18 protein-coding genes and 1 pseudogene are annotated in these 16,773 nt (G+C 72.7%); 13 read left to right on the top strand and 6 right to left on the bottom strand.

The features are described 5' to 3' along the window. Positions 1-2: 2 nt before the first annotated feature. Complete coding sequence (locus tag ACGFIO_RS04590) at positions 3-608, bottom strand: TetR/AcrR family transcriptional regulator (RefSeq protein WP_392821940.1); 606 nt, start codon at positions 606-608, stop codon at positions 3-5. 38 nt (positions 609-646) lie between these two features. Here ACGFIO_RS04590 and ACGFIO_RS04585 point away from each other — a divergent pair, with 38 nt between their 5' ends. Further along, a complete protein-coding gene (locus ACGFIO_RS04585) occupies positions 647-1,555 on the top strand; it encodes an NADP-dependent oxidoreductase (RefSeq protein ID WP_392821938.1) in 909 nt (302 codons plus the stop codon). A 6-nt stretch (positions 1,556-1,561) separates the two neighbouring features. On the opposite strand, the pseudogene ACGFIO_RS04580 reads toward ACGFIO_RS04585, so the two are convergent. Next, positions 1,562-1,777 (bottom strand): annotated as a pseudogene (locus ACGFIO_RS04580) (hypothetical protein); the annotation flags it as partial. A 27-nt stretch (positions 1,778-1,804) separates the two neighbouring features. Between ACGFIO_RS04580 and ACGFIO_RS04575 the strand changes: the two are divergent. Continuing rightward, positions 1,805-2,575 (top strand): PHP-associated domain-containing protein, encoded by a 771-nt coding sequence (locus ACGFIO_RS04575; RefSeq protein ID WP_392821935.1) that lies wholly within the window; start codon positions 1,805-1,807, stop codon positions 2,573-2,575. On the opposite strand, the gene ACGFIO_RS04570 is transcribed toward ACGFIO_RS04575, so the two are convergent. Then, entirely contained in the window at positions 2,556-4,271 is a 1,716-nt protein-coding gene (locus ACGFIO_RS04570; protein WP_392821934.1) for an IlvD/Edd family dehydratase, read from the bottom strand. The two genes, ACGFIO_RS04575 and ACGFIO_RS04570, sit on opposite strands and share 20 nt — an antisense overlap. 82 nt (positions 4,272-4,353) lie before the next feature. On the opposite strand from ACGFIO_RS04570, the gene ACGFIO_RS04565 reads away from it, so the two are divergent. Both ACGFIO_RS04565 and ACGFIO_RS04560 read left to right on the top strand, forming a co-directional pair. Beyond that, the gene (locus ACGFIO_RS04565; protein WP_392821931.1) at positions 4,354-5,175 is read left to right on the top strand and encodes an SMP-30/gluconolactonase/LRE family protein; all 822 of its coding nucleotides are present in this window, start codon (positions 4,354-4,356) and stop codon (positions 5,173-5,175) included. Further along, positions 5,175-6,179, top strand: a complete 1,005-nt coding sequence (locus ACGFIO_RS04560; RefSeq protein WP_392821928.1) for a zinc-binding dehydrogenase — start codon at positions 5,175-5,177, stop codon at positions 6,177-6,179. Before ACGFIO_RS04565 ends, ACGFIO_RS04560 begins: the two co-directional genes overlap by 1 nt. A 115-nt stretch (positions 6,180-6,294) precedes the next feature. On the opposite strand, the gene ACGFIO_RS04555 is transcribed toward ACGFIO_RS04560, so the two are convergent. Further along, on the bottom strand, positions 6,295-7,482 hold the full coding sequence (locus tag ACGFIO_RS04555) for a CynX/NimT family MFS transporter (protein ID WP_392821925.1): 1,188 nt from the start codon (positions 7,480-7,482) through the stop codon (positions 6,295-6,297). Positions 7,483-7,557: 75 nt separating this feature from the next. Here ACGFIO_RS04555 and ACGFIO_RS04550 point away from each other — a divergent pair, with 75 nt between their 5' ends. From ACGFIO_RS04550 to ACGFIO_RS04535, 4 genes are all read left to right on the top strand, one after another. Then, positions 7,558-8,214: a nitroreductase family protein gene (locus ACGFIO_RS04550; RefSeq protein WP_392821924.1), complete on the top strand. Its 657-nt coding sequence runs from the start codon at positions 7,558-7,560 to the stop codon at positions 8,212-8,214. A 137-nt stretch (positions 8,215-8,351) separates the two neighbouring features. Then, positions 8,352-8,657, top strand: coding sequence for a hypothetical protein (locus ACGFIO_RS04545; RefSeq protein ID WP_392821921.1), 306 nt, complete (start codon positions 8,352-8,354; stop codon positions 8,655-8,657). Continuing rightward, entirely contained in the window at positions 8,612-9,592 is a 981-nt protein-coding gene (locus tag ACGFIO_RS04540; RefSeq protein WP_392821919.1) for an MFS transporter, read from the top strand. Before ACGFIO_RS04545 ends, ACGFIO_RS04540 begins: the two co-directional genes overlap by 46 nt. 38 nt (positions 9,593-9,630) lie before the next feature. Beyond that, positions 9,631-10,581 (top strand): SDR family NAD(P)-dependent oxidoreductase, encoded by a 951-nt coding sequence (locus tag ACGFIO_RS04535; RefSeq protein ID WP_392821916.1) that lies wholly within the window; start codon positions 9,631-9,633, stop codon positions 10,579-10,581. Here ACGFIO_RS04535 and ACGFIO_RS04530 read toward each other — a convergent pair whose 3' ends face one another. Continuing rightward, complete coding sequence (locus tag ACGFIO_RS04530; RefSeq protein WP_392821915.1) at positions 10,582-11,610, bottom strand: AraC family transcriptional regulator; 1,029 nt, start codon at positions 11,608-11,610, stop codon at positions 10,582-10,584. Positions 11,611-11,680: 70 nt separating this feature from the next. Here ACGFIO_RS04530 and ACGFIO_RS04525 point away from each other — a divergent pair, with 70 nt between their 5' ends. From ACGFIO_RS04525 to ACGFIO_RS04515, 3 genes are read left to right on the top strand one after another with little or no spacing between them, the layout of a single operon-like run. Beyond that, the gene (locus ACGFIO_RS04525) at positions 11,681-13,135 is read left to right on the top strand and encodes a flavin-containing monooxygenase (RefSeq protein ID WP_392821914.1); all 1,455 of its coding nucleotides are present in this window, start codon (positions 11,681-11,683) and stop codon (positions 13,133-13,135) included. Further along, positions 13,132-13,947, top strand: coding sequence for an SDR family NAD(P)-dependent oxidoreductase (locus ACGFIO_RS04520; protein ID WP_392821911.1), 816 nt, complete (start codon positions 13,132-13,134; stop codon positions 13,945-13,947). Before ACGFIO_RS04525 ends, ACGFIO_RS04520 begins: the two co-directional genes overlap by 4 nt. Then, positions 13,944-14,783, top strand: a complete 840-nt coding sequence (locus ACGFIO_RS04515; protein ID WP_392821909.1) for an alpha/beta fold hydrolase — start codon at positions 13,944-13,946, stop codon at positions 14,781-14,783. The genes ACGFIO_RS04520 and ACGFIO_RS04515 overlap by 4 nt, the downstream gene beginning before the upstream one ends. On the opposite strand, the gene ACGFIO_RS04510 is transcribed toward ACGFIO_RS04515, so the two are convergent. After that, positions 14,754-15,632 carry a diiron oxygenase gene (locus tag ACGFIO_RS04510; RefSeq protein WP_392821906.1) on the bottom strand — a complete coding sequence of 293 codons (879 nt, stop codon included), beginning with the start codon at positions 15,630-15,632 and terminating at the stop codon, positions 14,754-14,756. The genes ACGFIO_RS04515 and ACGFIO_RS04510 overlap by 30 nt on opposite strands. 48 nt (positions 15,633-15,680) lie before the next feature. Between ACGFIO_RS04510 and ACGFIO_RS04505 the strand changes: the two genes are divergently transcribed. Together ACGFIO_RS04505 and ACGFIO_RS04500 are read left to right on the top strand one after the other, a co-directional pair. Beyond that, positions 15,681-16,328: a TetR family transcriptional regulator gene (locus tag ACGFIO_RS04505; RefSeq protein WP_392821903.1), complete on the top strand. Its 648-nt coding sequence runs from the start codon at positions 15,681-15,683 to the stop codon at positions 16,326-16,328. Next, positions 16,325-16,612, top strand: coding sequence for a DUF4873 domain-containing protein (locus tag ACGFIO_RS04500; protein WP_392821901.1), 288 nt, complete (start codon positions 16,325-16,327; stop codon positions 16,610-16,612). Before ACGFIO_RS04505 ends, ACGFIO_RS04500 begins: the two co-directional genes overlap by 4 nt. Positions 16,613-16,773: the final 161 nt, after the last annotated feature.

Genomic DNA, 16,773 nt, shown 5'->3' with positions numbered 1-16,773 from the left:
GCCTAGTCGGCCGGCCACCGGTCGAGTTCGGCGAGGATGTTCTCCACCTTCGGCCGCAGCGTGCCGGCGATCTCGGGGCCCGTCCGCCCCGCGCGGATCAGCCGGCCCGACTCGCCGATGACGAAGTGGAAGACGCCGGCCAGCGCGGCCCCTCGCAGCCGGGCGATCTCGGGCGGCACGGGGCTGGTCGCGCCGATCGCCTCGGCCAGCGCGGTGGCCTGCCGGTCGGTCAGTTCGAGGACGATCCGGTGGACCGCCGGGCTGATCGTCGCCAGGTGGCCGATCGTGCCGGCGGCGAGTTCCGGCGGCATGTCCCCGATGCCGGACACCGACTCGAGCACGAAGTCGCGGATGGCGGCGGCCGGGCTGGTGCCGGCCGGCCGGGCCCGGACCAGCTCGACCAGGCGCTGCTGAACCTCCTCTTCCCGATCGGTGACCAGCTGCTCCTTGGACGGGAAGTAGTTGTAGAGGGTCTGCTCGGCCACCTCGGCCGCCCGTGCGATCTCGCCCACGGTCACCTGCTCGTACCCCCGCTCGGCGAACAGCCGGGCCGCGGTCTCGGCGATGAGTTGCCGGGTGCGCGCCTTCTTGAGATCCCGAAGTCCCATACTTGGAGTACACCCTAAAGAAGGGGTACGGTCCAGGAATGCGAGCAGCGCGGTTCAGCCGCTTCGGCGGCCCCGAGGTCCTGGAGATCGTCGACCTCCCCGACCCGCACCCCGGCCCCGGCCAGGTCCGCATCGTCGTGCGCGCGGCCGGCCTCAACGCGACCGAGTGGAAGATTCGCAGCGGCGAGATCGACTTCGGCGACCCGCTGCCGCAGACCACCGGCCGCGACGTCGCCGGCGTCGTCGACGAGCTGGGCGAGGGGGTGACCGACGTCCGCGTCGGCGACCGCGTGTTCGGCGTCTCCGACGATGGCGCCGGCGCGGCCGAACTGGCCCTGATCACCGTCCGCGCGCCCATCCCGGAGCAACTCGGCTTCGTCGACGCGGCCGGCCTGCCGGTCGCCCTCGAGACGGCCACCCGGGCCATCGACCAGCTCGGAGTCGAGAGTGGACGCTCGCTGTTCGTCAACGGCGCTACCGGCGGCATCGGCAGCACGGCCGTCCAGCTCGCGGTCGCCCGCGGCGCCCGGGTGATCGGCGCCGCCGGCCCCGCCAACCAGCACTACCTGCGCCTGCTCGGCGCCGAGCCGGTCACCTACGGCGACGGCATGGCCGGCCGGGTCCGCGACCTGGCCCCCGGCGGAGTCGACGTCGCCCTCGACGTGGCCGGCAACGGCGTCCTGCCCGACCTCATCGACCTGGCCGGCGGCGCGCCCAACGTGATCACCCTGGCCGACTTCGCCGGCGCCGAGAAGCACGGCGTGCACTTCAGCAACGGCCACACTGACGGCCTCGCCGTCCACGCCATCGGCCAGATCGGCGACCTGATCGCGGCCGGCCGCTTCTGGCTCCCGGTCGACCGGACCTTCCCACTCGCCGACATCGCCGAGGCCCACCGCCGCGGCGAGCAGGGCCACCTGCGCGGCCGCCTGGTTCTAGTGGTCTGAGCCGGCGGCGAGGACGCGGCGGCGGGCGCGCCAGGCCATGACCGAACCGACCGAGACGGCCGAGAGGATCGAGCCGACCGCCACGAAGGAGCCGATCGAGGCGATCGAGGCGACGGAACCGACCGAGCCGATGGACGCGATCGAACCGGTCGAGCCGATCGACAGGATCGAGCCCTTCGACCACAGGCTGAGAATGGAACCCTCGGAGCGGTAGGAAAGCATCCACCCATCATTGACTAATCTGGCTCGATGGCGTGGTTCCGGGGCGACTGTCACACCCATTCGGCGCGATCGAGCGGCGGCGAGCTGACGCCGGCGCAGGTGGTGGCCGCGGCCCGGGAGTTCGGGCTGGACTTCCTGGCCGCCACCGAGCACGGCACCGACGAGAACTTCGCCGACTGGGCCGCGACCGGGTTCCCGGTCCTGCGGGGGCGCGAGAACATCACGCCGGACGGGCACTGGCTTGACATCGAGGGACGGCTGCGCGTGGTGGCACACCCGCACGCCCCCTACCCGGGCGGGACGTTCACCCTTCCACCGGACGGCTTCGACCTGGTCGAGGTGTGGAACGGGGCGTGGCGCTCGGACGTGCCGTGGCAGGCCGACAACGAGGCGGCGCTGGCCGGCTGGCTGCTCGACCCGCTGACCCGGCCGGCCGTCGGAGACAGCGACATCCACCGGGCCGGGCAGATCGGAGTGGCACACACCGTGGTCCGCGCCGACCGGTGCACTCCCGGCGCGATCCTGGACGGGCTCGCGGCCGGCCGCAGCTGGATCACCGACTCCGCCTCCACCGAGCTGACCTTCGAGGCCCGCCGGGGCGATCACGTGGCCCAGATCGGTGACACCCTGCCGCCGGGTGATGGCGAACCCGAGCTGACCGTCGACGTCCGCGGCGTACCCGGCGCCCGGGTCGAGCTCCACCGCACCGACGCGTACGCGCTGGTCGAGGTCCGCCACCCGGACGGCCGGATGGCGGCCCTGACCAACGCGATACGGCTCAGTGAGACTCGCGGGTGACCTTGTCGCCGCTGCCGCCGAGCAGGAACGAGCAGTCGGCGCCGGTGTCCGCGCCGGTCACCGTGTCGACGTAGAGCTTCTCCCAGCCCCGGGCCGGGCGGGCCAGCGCCTCGAGCATCGCCGGCGCGGGCTCGCGGGCCTCCAGTTCGCCCTCGGGCAGGTCGACGTCGATGCGCCGGGCCGGCACGTCGAGCGTGATCCAGTCGCCGGTCCGCACCTTGGCCAGCGGGCCGCCGGACGCGCCCTCGGGGGCCACGTGCAGCACCACCGTGCCGTAGGCGGTGCCGCTCATCCGGCCGTCGCAGATCCGGACCATGTCGCGGACGCCCTTCTGCAGCAGCTTCGCCGGCAGCGGCATGTTCGACACCTCGGGCATGCCCGGGTAGCCGCGCGGCCCGCAGCCCCGCAGGACCAGCACGGTGTTCTCGTCGACGTCGAGTTCCGGATCGTCCACGCGGGCGTGGAAGTCCTCGATCGAGTCGAAGACCAGCGCCTTGCCCCGGTGCTGGAGCAGATGCGGAGAGGCGGCGGCCGGCTTGATGATCGCGCCGTCGGGGGCCAGGTTGCCGCGGAGCCGCGCGATGCCGCCGCTGGGCAGCAGCGGGGCGTCGCGCGTACGGATCACCTCTTTGTCCCAGATCTGCGCCTCGCCCAGCGACTCCACGAACGGCTCGCCGGTGACCGTGATCGCCGACGGGTCGAGCAGATCTTCGACCTGCTTGAGCACGGCCGCCAGCCCGCCCGCACGGAACAGGTCCTCCATCAGGAAGCGGCCGGAGGGCTGCAGGTCGACCAGGAACGGCACCTCGGCGGCGATGCGATCGAAATCGTCGAGCGTGAGGGGTACGCCCAACCGCCCGGCAATGGCCAGCAGGTGCACCACCGCATTGGTCGACCCGCCGATCGCCGCCAGTGCCACGATCGCGTTGTGGAACGACGCCGCGGTGATCACCTGGCTGGGGCGGCGGTCGGCGTTGACCATGTCGACGATCAACCGGCCGGTGTCGTGCGAGCGGGCCAGCAGCCGGCTGTCCGGGGCCGGGGTGCCGGCGGTGCCCGGGATCGTCGTACCCAGAGCCTCGGCCAGCAGGCCCATCGTGCTGGCCGTACCCATCGTGTTGCAGTGCCCCCGGCTGCGGATCATCGACGACTCGGACTCCAGGAACGCGGCCTCCGACAGCGTCCCCGCGCGCACCTCCTCGGACAGCCGCCACACGTCGGTGCCGCAACCCAGCGGCGTGCCCCGGAACGTGCCGGTGAGCATCGGCCCGCCCGGCACCACCACCGCGGGCAGGTCGACCGAGGCGGCCGCCATCAGCAGCGACGGGATCGTCTTGTCGCAGCCGCCGAGCAGCACCACGCCGTCGATCGGGTTGGCCCGTAGCATCTCCTCGATGGCCATCGCGGCCATGTTGCGCCAGAGCATCGCGGTCGGCCGGACGTTCGTCTCACCGAGCGAGACAACGGGCAGGTTCAGGGGCACGCCACCCGCGGCCCACACGCCCTGCTTGACGCTGTCGGCGACCTCGTTGAGATGCGCGTTGCACGGAGTCAGATCGGACGCGGTGTTGGCGATGGCGATCTGCGGCTTGCCCATGAACGACGTGCCCGGGGTGCCGCGGCGCATCCAGGCCCGATGAATGTAGGAGTTCCGGTCGTCCCCGCCGTACCACTGGTTGCTGCGCAACTCCGCCACTTCCGACCACCTCTCGATACCCTTCCTGGACCCTACCTTTGGATTTCCGGCAAGCTAGGGGTCAGTTCGAGAAGGGGGCTTCATGGTCGAGCGGTGGGTTGCGACGCGGGCGTCGGACCGAAAGTTCCGGCTGGCCGAGGGACCGATCTGGGACGGGCCGCGCGCTCTGGTGCACTGGGTCGAGATCGAGGCCGGCGCCCTGCACAGCGGGCGGCTGACCGACTCGGGCGTGGAGCTGACCGAGACCCGCGAACTCGACCGGATGGTCACGGCGGTGGCGCGCGGGCGTACCGGAGACCTGCTCGTCGCCGGCCTGGAAACCCTGCTCGTGGTGACCGCCGACGGTGAGGTCACGCCCGGCCCGCGGATCCTGCCCGAGGGCAGCGGCCGCCGCCTCAACGACGGCAAGTGCGACCCCGACGGCGCCTTCCTGGTCGGGACCATGCAACTGAACGAGCAGCCCGGGACCGACGAGGTGCTGGTCCGGGTCGGCGCCGACCGCTCGGTCACCACCGTCGAATCGGGGGCCGGCCTGAGTAACGGGCTGGCCTGGAGCCCCGACGGAAGCCTCCGCTACTGGGTCGACACCGTGCCCGGCGTGATCCATCGGCGGTCGTCCACGTCGTCCGAGGTCTTCCTGCGCGACGATTGGGACCCCGACGGGATCTGCGCCGACGCCGACGGCAATGTCTGGGTGGCCGTCTACGGCACGGGTGAGGTTCGGCGGTTCAGCCCGGCCGGCGACCTGACCGGCGTCGTCGCGGTGGCCAGCGCCGAGGTGACCTGCCCGGCGTTCGTGGGGCCCGGGCTCGACCGGCTGATGATCACCGCGCGGGACGCCGTCTACCTGGCCGACGTCGGCGCGACCGGGCTGCCCGCCTACGAGTGGGCCGGGTTCCACTAGTGCGCGCGTTCGTCATCACCGGGCCCGGCCAGGGCGTGGTGCGCGACGTCCCGCCGCCGGCGGCGCGGGCCGGCGAGGTCGTCGTGGACGTCGACCGGGCCGGGGTGTGCGGCACCGACCTCGAGTTCTTCAGCGGCGAGATGGCCTACCTGCACTCCGGCGAGGCCTCCTACCCGATGCGCATCGGGCACGAGTGGAGCGGCGTCGTCACCGCGGTCGGCTCGGCCGGGGACGAGGCCTGGCTCGGCCGTCGCGTCACCGGTGACACGATGCTCGGCTGCGGGCACTGTGCCCGGTGCACGTCCGGCCGGCAGCACCTGTGCGCCGACCGGCACGAGATCGGGGTCCGGCGCGGCTGGCCCGGCGCGCTGGCGGCCCAACTCCCGGTGCCCGTGTCGGCGCTGCACGAGCTGCCGCCCGAGGTCGACGCCACCCTGGGCGCCCTGGTCGAACCCGGGGCCAACGCGCTCCGGGCCGTCCTGGCCGCCCAGCTGGTGCCCGGCGCCCGGGTGCTGATCATGGGTCCCGGCACGATCGGGCTGCTGGCGGCGTCGTTCGCGGCGGCGGCCGGCGCCGAGGTGCACGTGCTCGGGTTGTCACTCGACTTCACCCGCTCGCTCGGCTTCACCCACGCGTGGACCGCCGACACGTTGCCCGAACTGCCGTTCGACGCGGTCGTCGACTGCTCGACGGCGTCGACGCTGCCGGCCCGGGCCATCGACCTGGTCGAGCCCGGCGGCCGGGTGGTGTTCATCGGGATCGCCGAGCAGCCGTCGCTCGCCGACACCCGGCGGCTGGCGCTCAAGGACGTGACCGCGGTGGGCGTGCTGAGCGGTTCGGGCGCGCTGGCTCAGACCATTTCCGCGTACGCCGCCGGCGCCGTCGACCCCCGCCCACTGGTAGCGGCCACCGTCACCCTCGACGACGCGGTCGCCGTCCTCTCCGGCCGCCGTGCCCCGGCCTGGGGCCCCGCCCCAAAGATCCACATCACCCCCGCCTCCTGACGCCCCAGGGCCTACCACCGGTCTGGACAGTGGTAGCACCGGGCGGCCCTCACGCCCGAACACCGCCCACGCCCACCATCTGCCTCAACAGTGGTAGGGCCGTCGGCGAGGAGGCTCAGACCTGGCGGTCGCGGCCGGCCTGCGCTCCGCCGATGATCTGTGGGATCGTCAAGGCCACCATCAGGGCCAGCGGAACCCGCCAGCCGCCGGACGCGTCGTGCAGGACGCCGACCAGGATCGGGCCGGGGATGGCGATCAGGTAGCCGATGCCCTGGCCGAAGGCGGACAGCCGGACGACCGACGCGGGCGTGCGGCCGCGCAGTGTGATCATGGTCAGGACCAGGGGGAACGCGCAGTTGGCGACGCCCAGCAGGACGGCCCAGAGCCAGGGGGCCGCGGCCGGGTCGAGCCACAGGCCGCCATAGCCGAAGATGCCGGCCACGCCCAGCCCGAGAGCGATCAGGCTCTGGCTGCGGACACGTCCGGCGTACGTGGTCACCAGAAAGCCCAGCGGCACGCCGAGGAAGGATGTCACCGCGAAGAGCACGCCGGCCGTCGAGGCCGAGATCCCGGCGTCGCGGTAGATCTGCGGAAGCCAGCCGATCATCACGTAGGCCGAGGTCGACTGCATGCCGAAGTACACCGCCAAGGCCCACGCCACCGGCTCGCGGACCACCCGCAACGGCGGCGGGGCGGCCCGGCCGGTCGGCGGCGCCGGCGTGTGGTCGCGGCTGAGGGCCAGCCACGGTGGCACCGCCAGCACCGCCACCACCGCCCAGGCGGCCAGCCCGAGCCGCCAGTCGTCGCCGAGCGCGCCGGTCAGCGGCACGGTGGCGCCGGCGGCGGCCGCGGCGCCCAGGTTGAGCGACAAGGAGTAGAGGCCGGTGAGCACGCCCGCACGCCCGGCGAAACGCTCCTTGACGATCATCGGGAGGAGCACGTTGACGACCGCGATGCCGGCCAGGGCCACGCCGCTGAGCAGGATGAACAGCGGCGGGCTGCCGGCGTACGGGCGGATCGTGAGACCGAGCGCGAGGACCACCAGGCCGGCGGCGACGACGGCGGCCGCGCCGAACCGGCGGGCGAGCCGCGGAGCGGTGAAGCCGAACAGCGCGAAACACACGACCGGCAGCGAGGTGAGCAGCCCGGCGACCGTGCCGCTCATGCCGAGGCCGTCGCGGATCTCGGCCAGCACAGGGCCCACGCTGGTCACGGCGAGGCGCAGGTTCACCGCGGCGAGCAGGATGGCCACCACGGCGACCACGCCGCCGGACCGGGCCCGCGTCTTCTCCTCGGTGACCACGGACCCCATCATGTGCCTCCGGCGACGTCGCCGCCCGGTGTTGTGGTCGTGGTCACGAGGGACTCCGGCGGTGGTATGACTGACGCCATGACCCCCGAGAACATCAGCGTGCTGGAGGCCCTGCACTCCACGCCGGCGCGCCGCTACCTGTCCACCGACCCGATCCCGGACGAGATCATCTGGGAGCTGCTGGACGCCGCCGTGCGCGGGCCGTCCGGCGGCAACTCGCAGCTGTGGGCGTGGATCGTGCTGCGCGACCCGGAGAAGAAGCGGCAGATCGCGCAGTGGTACCGCGAGGGCTGGCAGGCGGTGTACGGGCCCCGCCGGGAGAAGGAACTCAACGGCGACGCGACCGGCCGGCGCACCTACCTCTCGGCCGAGCACCTGGCCGAGCACCTGGAGGACGCGCCCGTCTGGATCATCCCGGCGCTGCTGGGGCCGGGCGAGTCGAAGAACCCGCGGCTGGGCTCGTCCATCTACGGCGCGGTGCAGCAGCTGATGCTGGCGGCCCGGGCCTACGGGATCGGTGCGACCTTGACCACGCTCTACTCGGGCCACGACAAGGAGACCTGCGAGCTGCTCGGGCTGCCGGAGAAGTCGATCACGATGGCGCTGGTGCCGCTCGGCTACCCGGTCAAGGGGCGCTGGGCGCAACCGAAGCGGCGGCCGCTGGAGGAGGTCGTGCACTGGGACGCGTACGGCGCGAACCGCCCCCGGTCAGCCGAACAGTAGAGCGTGGGCGCCCGGGGGGGGTACGCCGAAGGCTCGCGAAATACGACGGCTTCTGCGCCTACCGGGAGCGGGCCCTGCTGCCCGAGGCTGAGGCGGTGATCACAGCCGGGCCGCCGGTGATCTCCTAGGGTCTGGGGATGGAGCGGTCGGGGTGGCGCGGTCTGACCCCGGTGGCCAAGCTGCTCATCGCCAACCAGTTCGGGATCACGCTGGGCTTCTTCATGGTGGTGCCGTTCCTGGCCACCTATCTGCGCGAGGATCTGGGCTTCGCCGCCGCGCTGATCGGCACCGTGCTCGGCGTCCGCACGCTCTGCCAGCAGGGTCTCTACGTGGTCGGTGGGGTGGGAGCCGACCGGCTCAGCCCCCGCCTCATGATCATGCTGGGTGCGCCCTGCGGGTGGTCGCCTTCGGCATGTTCGCCCTGTTCACCACCCCGGCCCTGATCATCGCCGCGACCGCGCTGACCGGGGTCGCCGGTGCGATCTTCAACCCGGCCGTGCAGACCTATCTGATGCACGAGTCGCCGACCCGCCGGGCCGAGACGTTCACGCTGCTTAACGTCGTCGGCAACTCGGGCTCCCTGGTCGGCCCGGTGCTCGGCGCGCTGCTGCTGGGCGTCGACTTCCGCATCGTCTGCGCGGTCGCTTGCGGCATCTTCGCGGTGCTGACCGTCGTGCAGGCGTTCGTGCTGCCGTCGACCTTGCGGCCGCCACCGGAGGCGGGCGTGTGGCGGGCCTGGGCGACCATGCTGGCCAATCGCCGCTTCCTGGCCTTCACCCTGGCCGGCGCGGCCTACTGGGCCCTGTTCAACCAGCTCTACCTCGCCCTGCCGCTCGAGGCGCAGCGGGTGACCGGCCGCCCGGGCGCGGTCAGCGCGGTCTTCGTGGTGTCGACCGGCGTGGGCCTGCTGACCGGCGTACGGCTGGTCGCCCTGTGCCGCCGCCGGTGGTCCCCGGGCACCTCGATGGCGGTCGGGCTGGCCCTGATCGCCGCCGGTTTCGTGGCCCCGGCCCTGGCGGCCCCGCTGACCGGCACGGCCGCGTCCCCGCTGGCCCCAGCGGACGCCCTGGCCGCGGCGGGGCCGGTTCTCCTCGGCACGATGGTGTTCAGCGTCGGCATCACGATCACCAACCCGTTCATGATGGAGCTGATCCCGATGGTCGGCAGCGAACGCCTCGTCGGCACCTACTACGGCTACTTCTACCTGATCTCGGCCCTGCTCACGGCCGTGGTCAGCACGGTCACCGGCGCCCTGCTCGACCTGAACGGCCACCTGTGGATCCCGTTCGCCTTCCTGTGCCTGGTCGGCCTGCTCGGCGCGGCGGGCATCGCCGTCATGCAGCGGGCCAGGTTTCTTGCCCCGGTGATGGGCAAATAAACTGCACGTTCCGGCTGATCGTGGGTAAGACCCGGGGCATGAGTGAGCGGGTCGTGGTGATCACGGGAGCGTCGAGCGGCATCGGGAGGGCGGCCGCGCGTGCGTTCGCCGCGCGCGGGGACAGGCTGGTGCTGGTCGCGCGGGGCGAGGCCGACCTGCACAAGGTGGCCGAGGAGTGTGGCGGGACACCGCTGATCGTGCCGGCCGACGTGACCCGCCGGGCCGAGGTCGACGCGGTTCGGGACGCGGCGGTCGAGCGGTTCGGGCGGATCGACATCTGGTCCGACTCGGCCGCCGTGATGGCGTACGGACGCTTCGAGGATCTTCCGGCCGAGGTCTTCGACCGGGTCATCGCCACCGACCTGATCGGCACCGCGAACGTCGCCCGGGTCGCGTTGCGGCAGTTCCGGCACCAGCAGCGGGGCACGCTGATCCTCTGCAGCTCGCTGCTCGCGCACATCACCGCGCCGTACATGTCGGCCTACGTCACGGCCAAGTGGGGGCTGCGGGGTCTGGCCCGTACGCTCGCCCAGGAGGTCCGCGACGCGCCCGGCGTGCGGGTCTGCACAGTGTCGCTGGGCAGCGTCGACACACCGATCTACACCAGCGCGGCGAACTACGCCGGTTTCGTCGGCCGGCCGCCACCCCCGGTCGACCGGCCCGAGCGGGTGGCCGCGGCGATCCTGCGGCAGGCCGACCGGCCGGGGCGGGAGATCTCGGTCGGCCCGGCCAACCGGTTGATCGAGTTGGGGTTCACGACCATGCCATGGGTGTACGACGCCCTGGTCACGCCGCTGATGCGACGCTTCGGGCTGTCGCGGGAACCGATCTCGCGGCATCCGGGCAACGTCTTCGGGCCGGCGGCGCGCAGCGAGGGCGGCCCATTGCGGCCGACGTGGCGGCAGGTCACCGCGGTCGCGACCGGCGGGGTGGCCGCGGCGGTCGGCGCGGCGGCACTCCACCAGGCGTTCCGCCGCGCGACACGTTGATCAGGCGGGCCCGGCGTCGCGGCTGAGCCGGGTGGCGCGCCGGAGCTCGCGGGGCGGTACGCCGAACCAGCGGCGGCAGGCGCGGGTCAGCGCCGACTGCTCGGCCAGGCTGACCATGGCCGTGACCTGGGACAACGGCAGGTCGGTGGAGGTGATCAGGCGGTGGGCGGCGGAGCGGCGTACATCGTCGAGCAGTTCTTCGAAGGTCACCTGCTCGTCGGCCAGCCGGCGCTGCAGGGTTCGTGGATGCGTCCGCAGCTGGCGGGCCACCGCGGCCAGGTGGACCGGCGCCGACCCGAGCCCACGCGCCAGCAGGTGCCGGACCCGGGCGCTGGTGAACGACCCGGGGGCGGGAAAGTGGCCACGCATGTAGTCCAGCGCGACCTCGCGCAGCATCTCGTTGCCACCGCCGGCCACCGGCGTCGCGGCCAGCGTCTGCGGCACCCGCAGGACGGCGGCGGGCTGGTCGAAGCGGACGTCGGCGCCGAAGAACGCGGTGTAGCGGGCGACCGGCGCGAGGGGCGGATGCGGCAGGTGCACCGAGCGCAGCCCGTAGCCGCCGGAGAGCAGGTCGGTGACCCGGTGCAGCAGGCCGAGCCCGAGGTCGGCGACCTGCGGCGGCAGCGGGGACGTGGCGCCGGCGTAGCGGATGCCGGACACGCCGGGGCGGTGCTCGGGGTCGGGCACCTCGGCGACGGTCAGGCCGGGACTGTGAACGAACAGGAACCGCCGGGCACAGTCCAGGGCCTCGCCCAGGGTCGGTGAGTTCTCGATGGCGATCGCGAGCGGGCCGAGCACCGAGGCGTTCTGCTGCCCGGCCAGGCGCAGACCCAGGTCGCCGCAGTCGCAGGCGGTGGCGGCGGACTCCAGGACGCGGGCCGCGGCGGTCGACGGGATGACGGCGTCGTCGCTGTTCAGCGCCGTGGGCGGGATGCCGTGGGCGGCCAGCAGCGCGTCGCCGTCCCGGCCGAGCGCGGTCACCAGGTCGGGCAGGCCACGCAGACCGGCGGCCCGGACAACGTCAGCCATGTCGTACGAGGGTAAATACTTGTCGCCGAAAGACAAGTACTGACGGTAGAAGTACAGAAAGCTGGGCGTCATGGCCGAACATCTGGACGTGCTGATCGTCGGCGCCGGGCTCTCCGGGGTCGGGGCGGCCTGGCGGCTGACCCGCGAGCATCCGGAACGCAGCTTCGCCGTGCTGGAGGCCCGGGCCGCGCTCGGCGGCACCTGGGATCTGTTCCGCTATCCGGGCGTGCGTTCCGACTCGGACATGTTCACGATGAGCTATCCGTTCAAGCCGTGGCGCAGCGACCGGTCGCTGGCCGACGGCGAGTCGATCCGCACGTACATCCGCCAGATCGCCGAGGACGGCCCGATCCTGCCGCGGATCCGCTTCGACACCAAGGTGCTGACCGCCGCGTGGTCGTCGGAGGAGCAGCGGTGGACGGTCGAGACGACCGGCGGCACGTACGTCTGCCGGTTTCTGTACTGCTGCACCGGCTACTACGACTACGACCGCGGGTACGAGCCGGAGTTCCCCGGCCGCGAGGACTTCGCCGGCGATTTCGTGCACCCGCAGTTCTGGCCGGCCGATCTGGACACCCGGGGCAAGCGGATCGTGGTCATCGGCAGTGGTGCCACCGCGGTCACCCTCGTTCCGACGCTGGCCGGGACGGCCGGGCACGTGACGATGCTGCAGCGCTCCCCCACGTACATGGCGATCCTGCCCGCGCGGGACAAGATGGCCGCGGCGATGATGCGCAAGCTGCCCGCCGGCGTGGTGCACCGGGTCATCCGGGCCCGCAACGTGGCCGTGTCGCAGGGTTTCTACCAGCTCGCGCGCCGCCGGCCCGAGCGGGCACGCGCGATCCTGCGCAAGTTCGCGGTCGGGCGGCTGGGCGACGAGGCCTACGTGGACACCCACTTCAAGCCGGCCTACGACCCTTGGGACCAGCGCCTGTGCGTGATCCCGGACGGCGACCTGTACGACGTGATCCGCTCCGGCCGGGCGTCGGTGGTCACCGACACGATCGACCGGTTGGTGCCCGAGGGCGTCCGGCTGAGCTCGGGCACGACGATCCCGGCCGACGTGGTGGTGTCGGCGACCGGGCTGCGCCTGCTGGCCGTCGGCGGCATCAGGGTCACTGTCGACGGCACGGCGGTCAACCCGGGTGAGCAGGTCGCGTACCGGGGCATGATGTTCAGCGGCGTACCCAACCTGGCCTTTTGCATCGGTTACACGAACGCCTCGTGGACGCTGCGCGCCGACCTCAGCCACCGCTACGTGATGCGGCTGCTGACCTTCATGAACCGCAACGGGTACACAGTGGCCAGACCGGACGCCAAGCCTCCGGGGCCGCGACGGCCGCTGCTGGACTTCACCTCGGGGTACGTCCAGCGCGCGCTGAGCCTGTTCCCGCAGCAGGGCACGCGCGACCCGTGGACGATCAAGCAGAACTACGTCTACGACCTGATCCGGTCCCCGCGGGCCGACCTGCGCCGCAACATGACGTTCAGCCGCGAACGCACCCGGGTAGGAGCCGCCGCATGAAGCCGTTCGTCTTCCGGGGCAAGACCGCGGTGCTCACCGGGGCCGCGTCGGGCATCGGTGAACAGCTGGCCTACGGGCTCGCCCAGCGCGGCTGCGACCTGGTGCTGGTGGACAAGGACGCGGTCGGCCTCAAGGCGGTGGCCGGTCGGATCAACGGGGCTGTGCGGACGCACGTCGCCGACCTGTCCGACCCGTCCGCCGCGACCGAGCTCGGCCGGCTCCTGCGCGAGCGCCACCCACGACTGGGTCTGCTGGTCAACAACGCCGGGATGGCCCTGGGCGGGCTGTTCGAGCAGGTGACGATCGAAGAGTTCGAGACCGTGCTCAACGTCAACCTGCGGGCTCCGGTCCGGCTCACCCACGAGCTGCTGCCCAGCCTGCTCGCGTCCGAGGGCAGCCACCTGGTCAACGTGTCCAGCCTGTACGGGCTGATCGCGCCGGCCGGGCAGGCCGCGTACAGCACCAGCAAGTTCGGGTTGCGCGGGTTCAGCGAGGTGCTGCGGTCGGAGCTCGACGGGCGGGTCGGTGTCACCACCATCCATCCGGGCGGGATCCGGACCAGGATCGCCGCGAACGCCCCGGTCGGCAGCAACGTGCCGAAGGGCGGCGAGGACGGCGAGCAGGAGCGCTTCGACCGGCTGCTCTCGTACCCGCCGGAAAAGGCCGCGGCCGAGATCCTGGACGGCGTGGCCCGCCGCCGGGCGCGGGTTCTGATCGCGTCGAGCGCGAAGGTCCCGGCCGCGCTGTCCCGGCTGATGCCGGTGTCGCACATGAAGGTGATCGGCCGGCTGGTGCGGCTGGCGTCCCGATGACGGTACGCGAGGTCGAGGTGCACGGCGCCCGGATCCGCGCGCACGTCACCGGCGACCCGGACGCGCCACCGGTGGTCCTGCTGCACGGCATCGCCCGGAGCCTGGAGGACTGGGCCCCGCAGCACGAGCGGCTCGACGACGACTACCGGGTGATCAGCGTCGACCTGCCCGGCTTCGGGCTGAGCGACCCGCTGCCGGGACCGCCCAGCCTGGACAGTCTGGCCGCCGGGGTCGAGGACACCCTCGTCGTTCTCGGCGCCGGGCGGCCGGCCCACCTGATGGGCAACTCGCTCGGCGGCGCGGTGGCCATGCGCATGCTCTGCCGCGACCCGGGGGCCGCCCGGTCACTGACGCTGGTGGCCAGCGCCGGCTTCGGGCGTGAAGTGACGATGGCGCTGCGCGTCCTGGCCGTGCCCGGGCTGGGCCGACGGCTGATGAGGCGCTTCGACCGGCGGGTGTCGGCCCAGGTCGAGCGGAACCTGTTCGTGGACCGGGCGCTGGTCACCGACGAGCGGGTGGAGTTCGGCCTCCGGGTCGCCGCCCGGGACGGGTACGCCGCGCATTTCCTGGCCACGGCGAAGGCGCTCGGCGGGATCCGTGGTGTGCACCCGGGGTGGCGTACCGAGCTGCTGGCCCGGGTGGCCGAGCTCGACCCGCCGACCCTGGTCGTCTGGGGTGAGAAGGACCTGATCCTCCCGGCCGCGCACCTCCGGGCGGCCCGCACCGCGCTGCCGCACGCCTCGTTCCACCTCTTCCCGGGCACGGGCCACATGCCGCAGATCGAGCGGGCCGACGAGTTCGCGGGCTTAGCGCGAGAGTTCCTGAAGCAGGCCTGACCTTTCCCACAGCTTGCGGGCCGGACCTCTGATCAGGCCGAGCTCGCCGAGGAACTCGACGACCCGCTCCCCCGCCCAGCGCAGCGTCGCCTGGAAGTTCGGGTTGGCCCAGGCGGCGCGCCGGCCCACCGCCGGATCGATGCCGACCGACCGGTAGACGTCGGCGTGGATCAGGCGGTGACCGGTCAGCCAGGCCGTCCGGGCGATGATCACGCGGTCGTAGGTGGTGACTTCGGCGATCTGCCGGGCCAGTTCCTCGCGGGCGTAGCGGACGTGCCGGGACTCCTCGATGACGTGGATCCGGGACACCATGCGCACCAGCGGCTGGACCCGTTCGTCGGCCATCGCCTCGCGCTGGAAGGTGTCCAGCACTTCCTCGGCGATCAGGGTGGCGGCGTACATCCGCGGTCCTCGCGCGGTGGCGGCGACGAACCGGCCGAGCCGGCCGTCGCGGCCCTCCGGGCGGTAGTGCGGGCAGCCGAACCGGGCGACCATGCGCCCGAACATGACCGAGTGCCGGCACTCGTCGCCGACCTCGGTCAGCGCGTACTGCGCGTGCCGCTCCCGGGGGTCCTGCCGGTGGTACTCGCGCAGCAGCATCCGCATCAGGATCGTCTCGAACCAGATGCCCAGGCCGGCCACGCTGGCCACCTCGTGCTTGGACAGTTCGATCCGCTGCGGCTCGGTGAGCCCGTTCCACAGCTCGGTGCCGTAGAGACTGCAGCGCTCGGGCGGGCAGTAATAACGGCCCGGCTCGAACGGAGCCTCCCAGTCGATCTCGACCTCGGGGTCGTACGTGTTCAACGCCGACGATCGGAGTAGCCGGGTGGCGGTCAGGTCGCGGTCCACGGTCCCCTCCTCTTGATGTTACCTCCGGTAACAGTTACTTTTCGTACTATGAACTCTCCGGACGGTCGCAGTCAACGCTGGGCCGGACATCGCGAGCAGCGCCGCGCCCAGCTCACCGCGGCCGCCATCGAGGCCATCCGCGCGCAGGGCCCCGACATCGGCATGGAGGCGATCGCGGCGGCCGCCGGGGTCAGCAAGCCGGTTTTGTACCGATACTTCGCCGACAAGTCGGAACTCTGGCAGGCGGTGGGCCAGGAGACGGCGGCCAGCCTGCTCGCGGCGATCGGTCCCGCGGTTTCCCGGGTACGCGCGGAGCGCGACGTGGTGGCCGCCGCGATCGACGCCTACCTCGCCTACATCGAGGGTGACCCGCACGTGTACCGGTTCGTGGTGCACCCGTCCGGCATCGAGCGCGGTCCGGATGTGGTCGGCGACGTGGTCGACACCGTGTCCAGCGGGCTGGCGCGCCTGCTGGGCGACCGGCTGCGCTCGATCGGGCTCGACTCGGGGCCGGCGCTGCCGTGGGCGTACGGCATCGTGGGCTACGTCCAGACCGTCGGGGACTGGTGGCTGCGCACCCAGCAGCCGATCAGCCGGCCGGCGTTGAGCGACTACCTGACCACGTTCCTGTGGGGCGGCATCGCAGGCGTCAACCGGGCCGCCGACTTCCCGGACGAGTGGGCGGTGCGGAAATGAGCGAGGACTACCGTGGCCCGGCCGTGGTGACCGTGGGCGACTCGTCGGCGTCGCTCGACGTGCGGCTGTCGGCCCACTTCGAACCGCTGGAGGGCCGGCTGCGCTGGGCCGGGCGGATCGCACCGGACGCGGCGCTGGTGGCGGCGTACCGGGCGGGTTTCCGGGAGGCGACCATCACCGTCGCCGACGGCAGCCCGGCCTCGGCCAAGGTCGGCGAGCCCGACCCGTGGGGCGGTCTGCGGCTGTCCGGCATCGGCTTCCCGCCCTGGCCCGATTTCAGCTGAGCGCCGGCGGGTCCATCCGTCCGAGCGTACGGAACCGGGGGGGGGCGGGGGGGGGGGCCCCCCGGGCGGGGGGGGCGGGGGGGGGGTTGGCGCGGCGGGGGCGCCCCGGGGGGGGGGGCCCGCCCCCGGCCCCGCCCCCCCCCCGCCCGCCCCCCCCCCCG

Origin of the sequence: Actinoplanes sp. NPDC049265 (assembly GCF_043197135.1) — a bacterium.
Taxonomy (GTDB): Bacteria; Actinomycetota; Actinomycetes; order Mycobacteriales; family Micromonosporaceae; genus Actinoplanes.
Note: the sequence above shows the minus strand (reverse complement) of the source record. Positions and strands in the feature narration are given on the sequence as shown.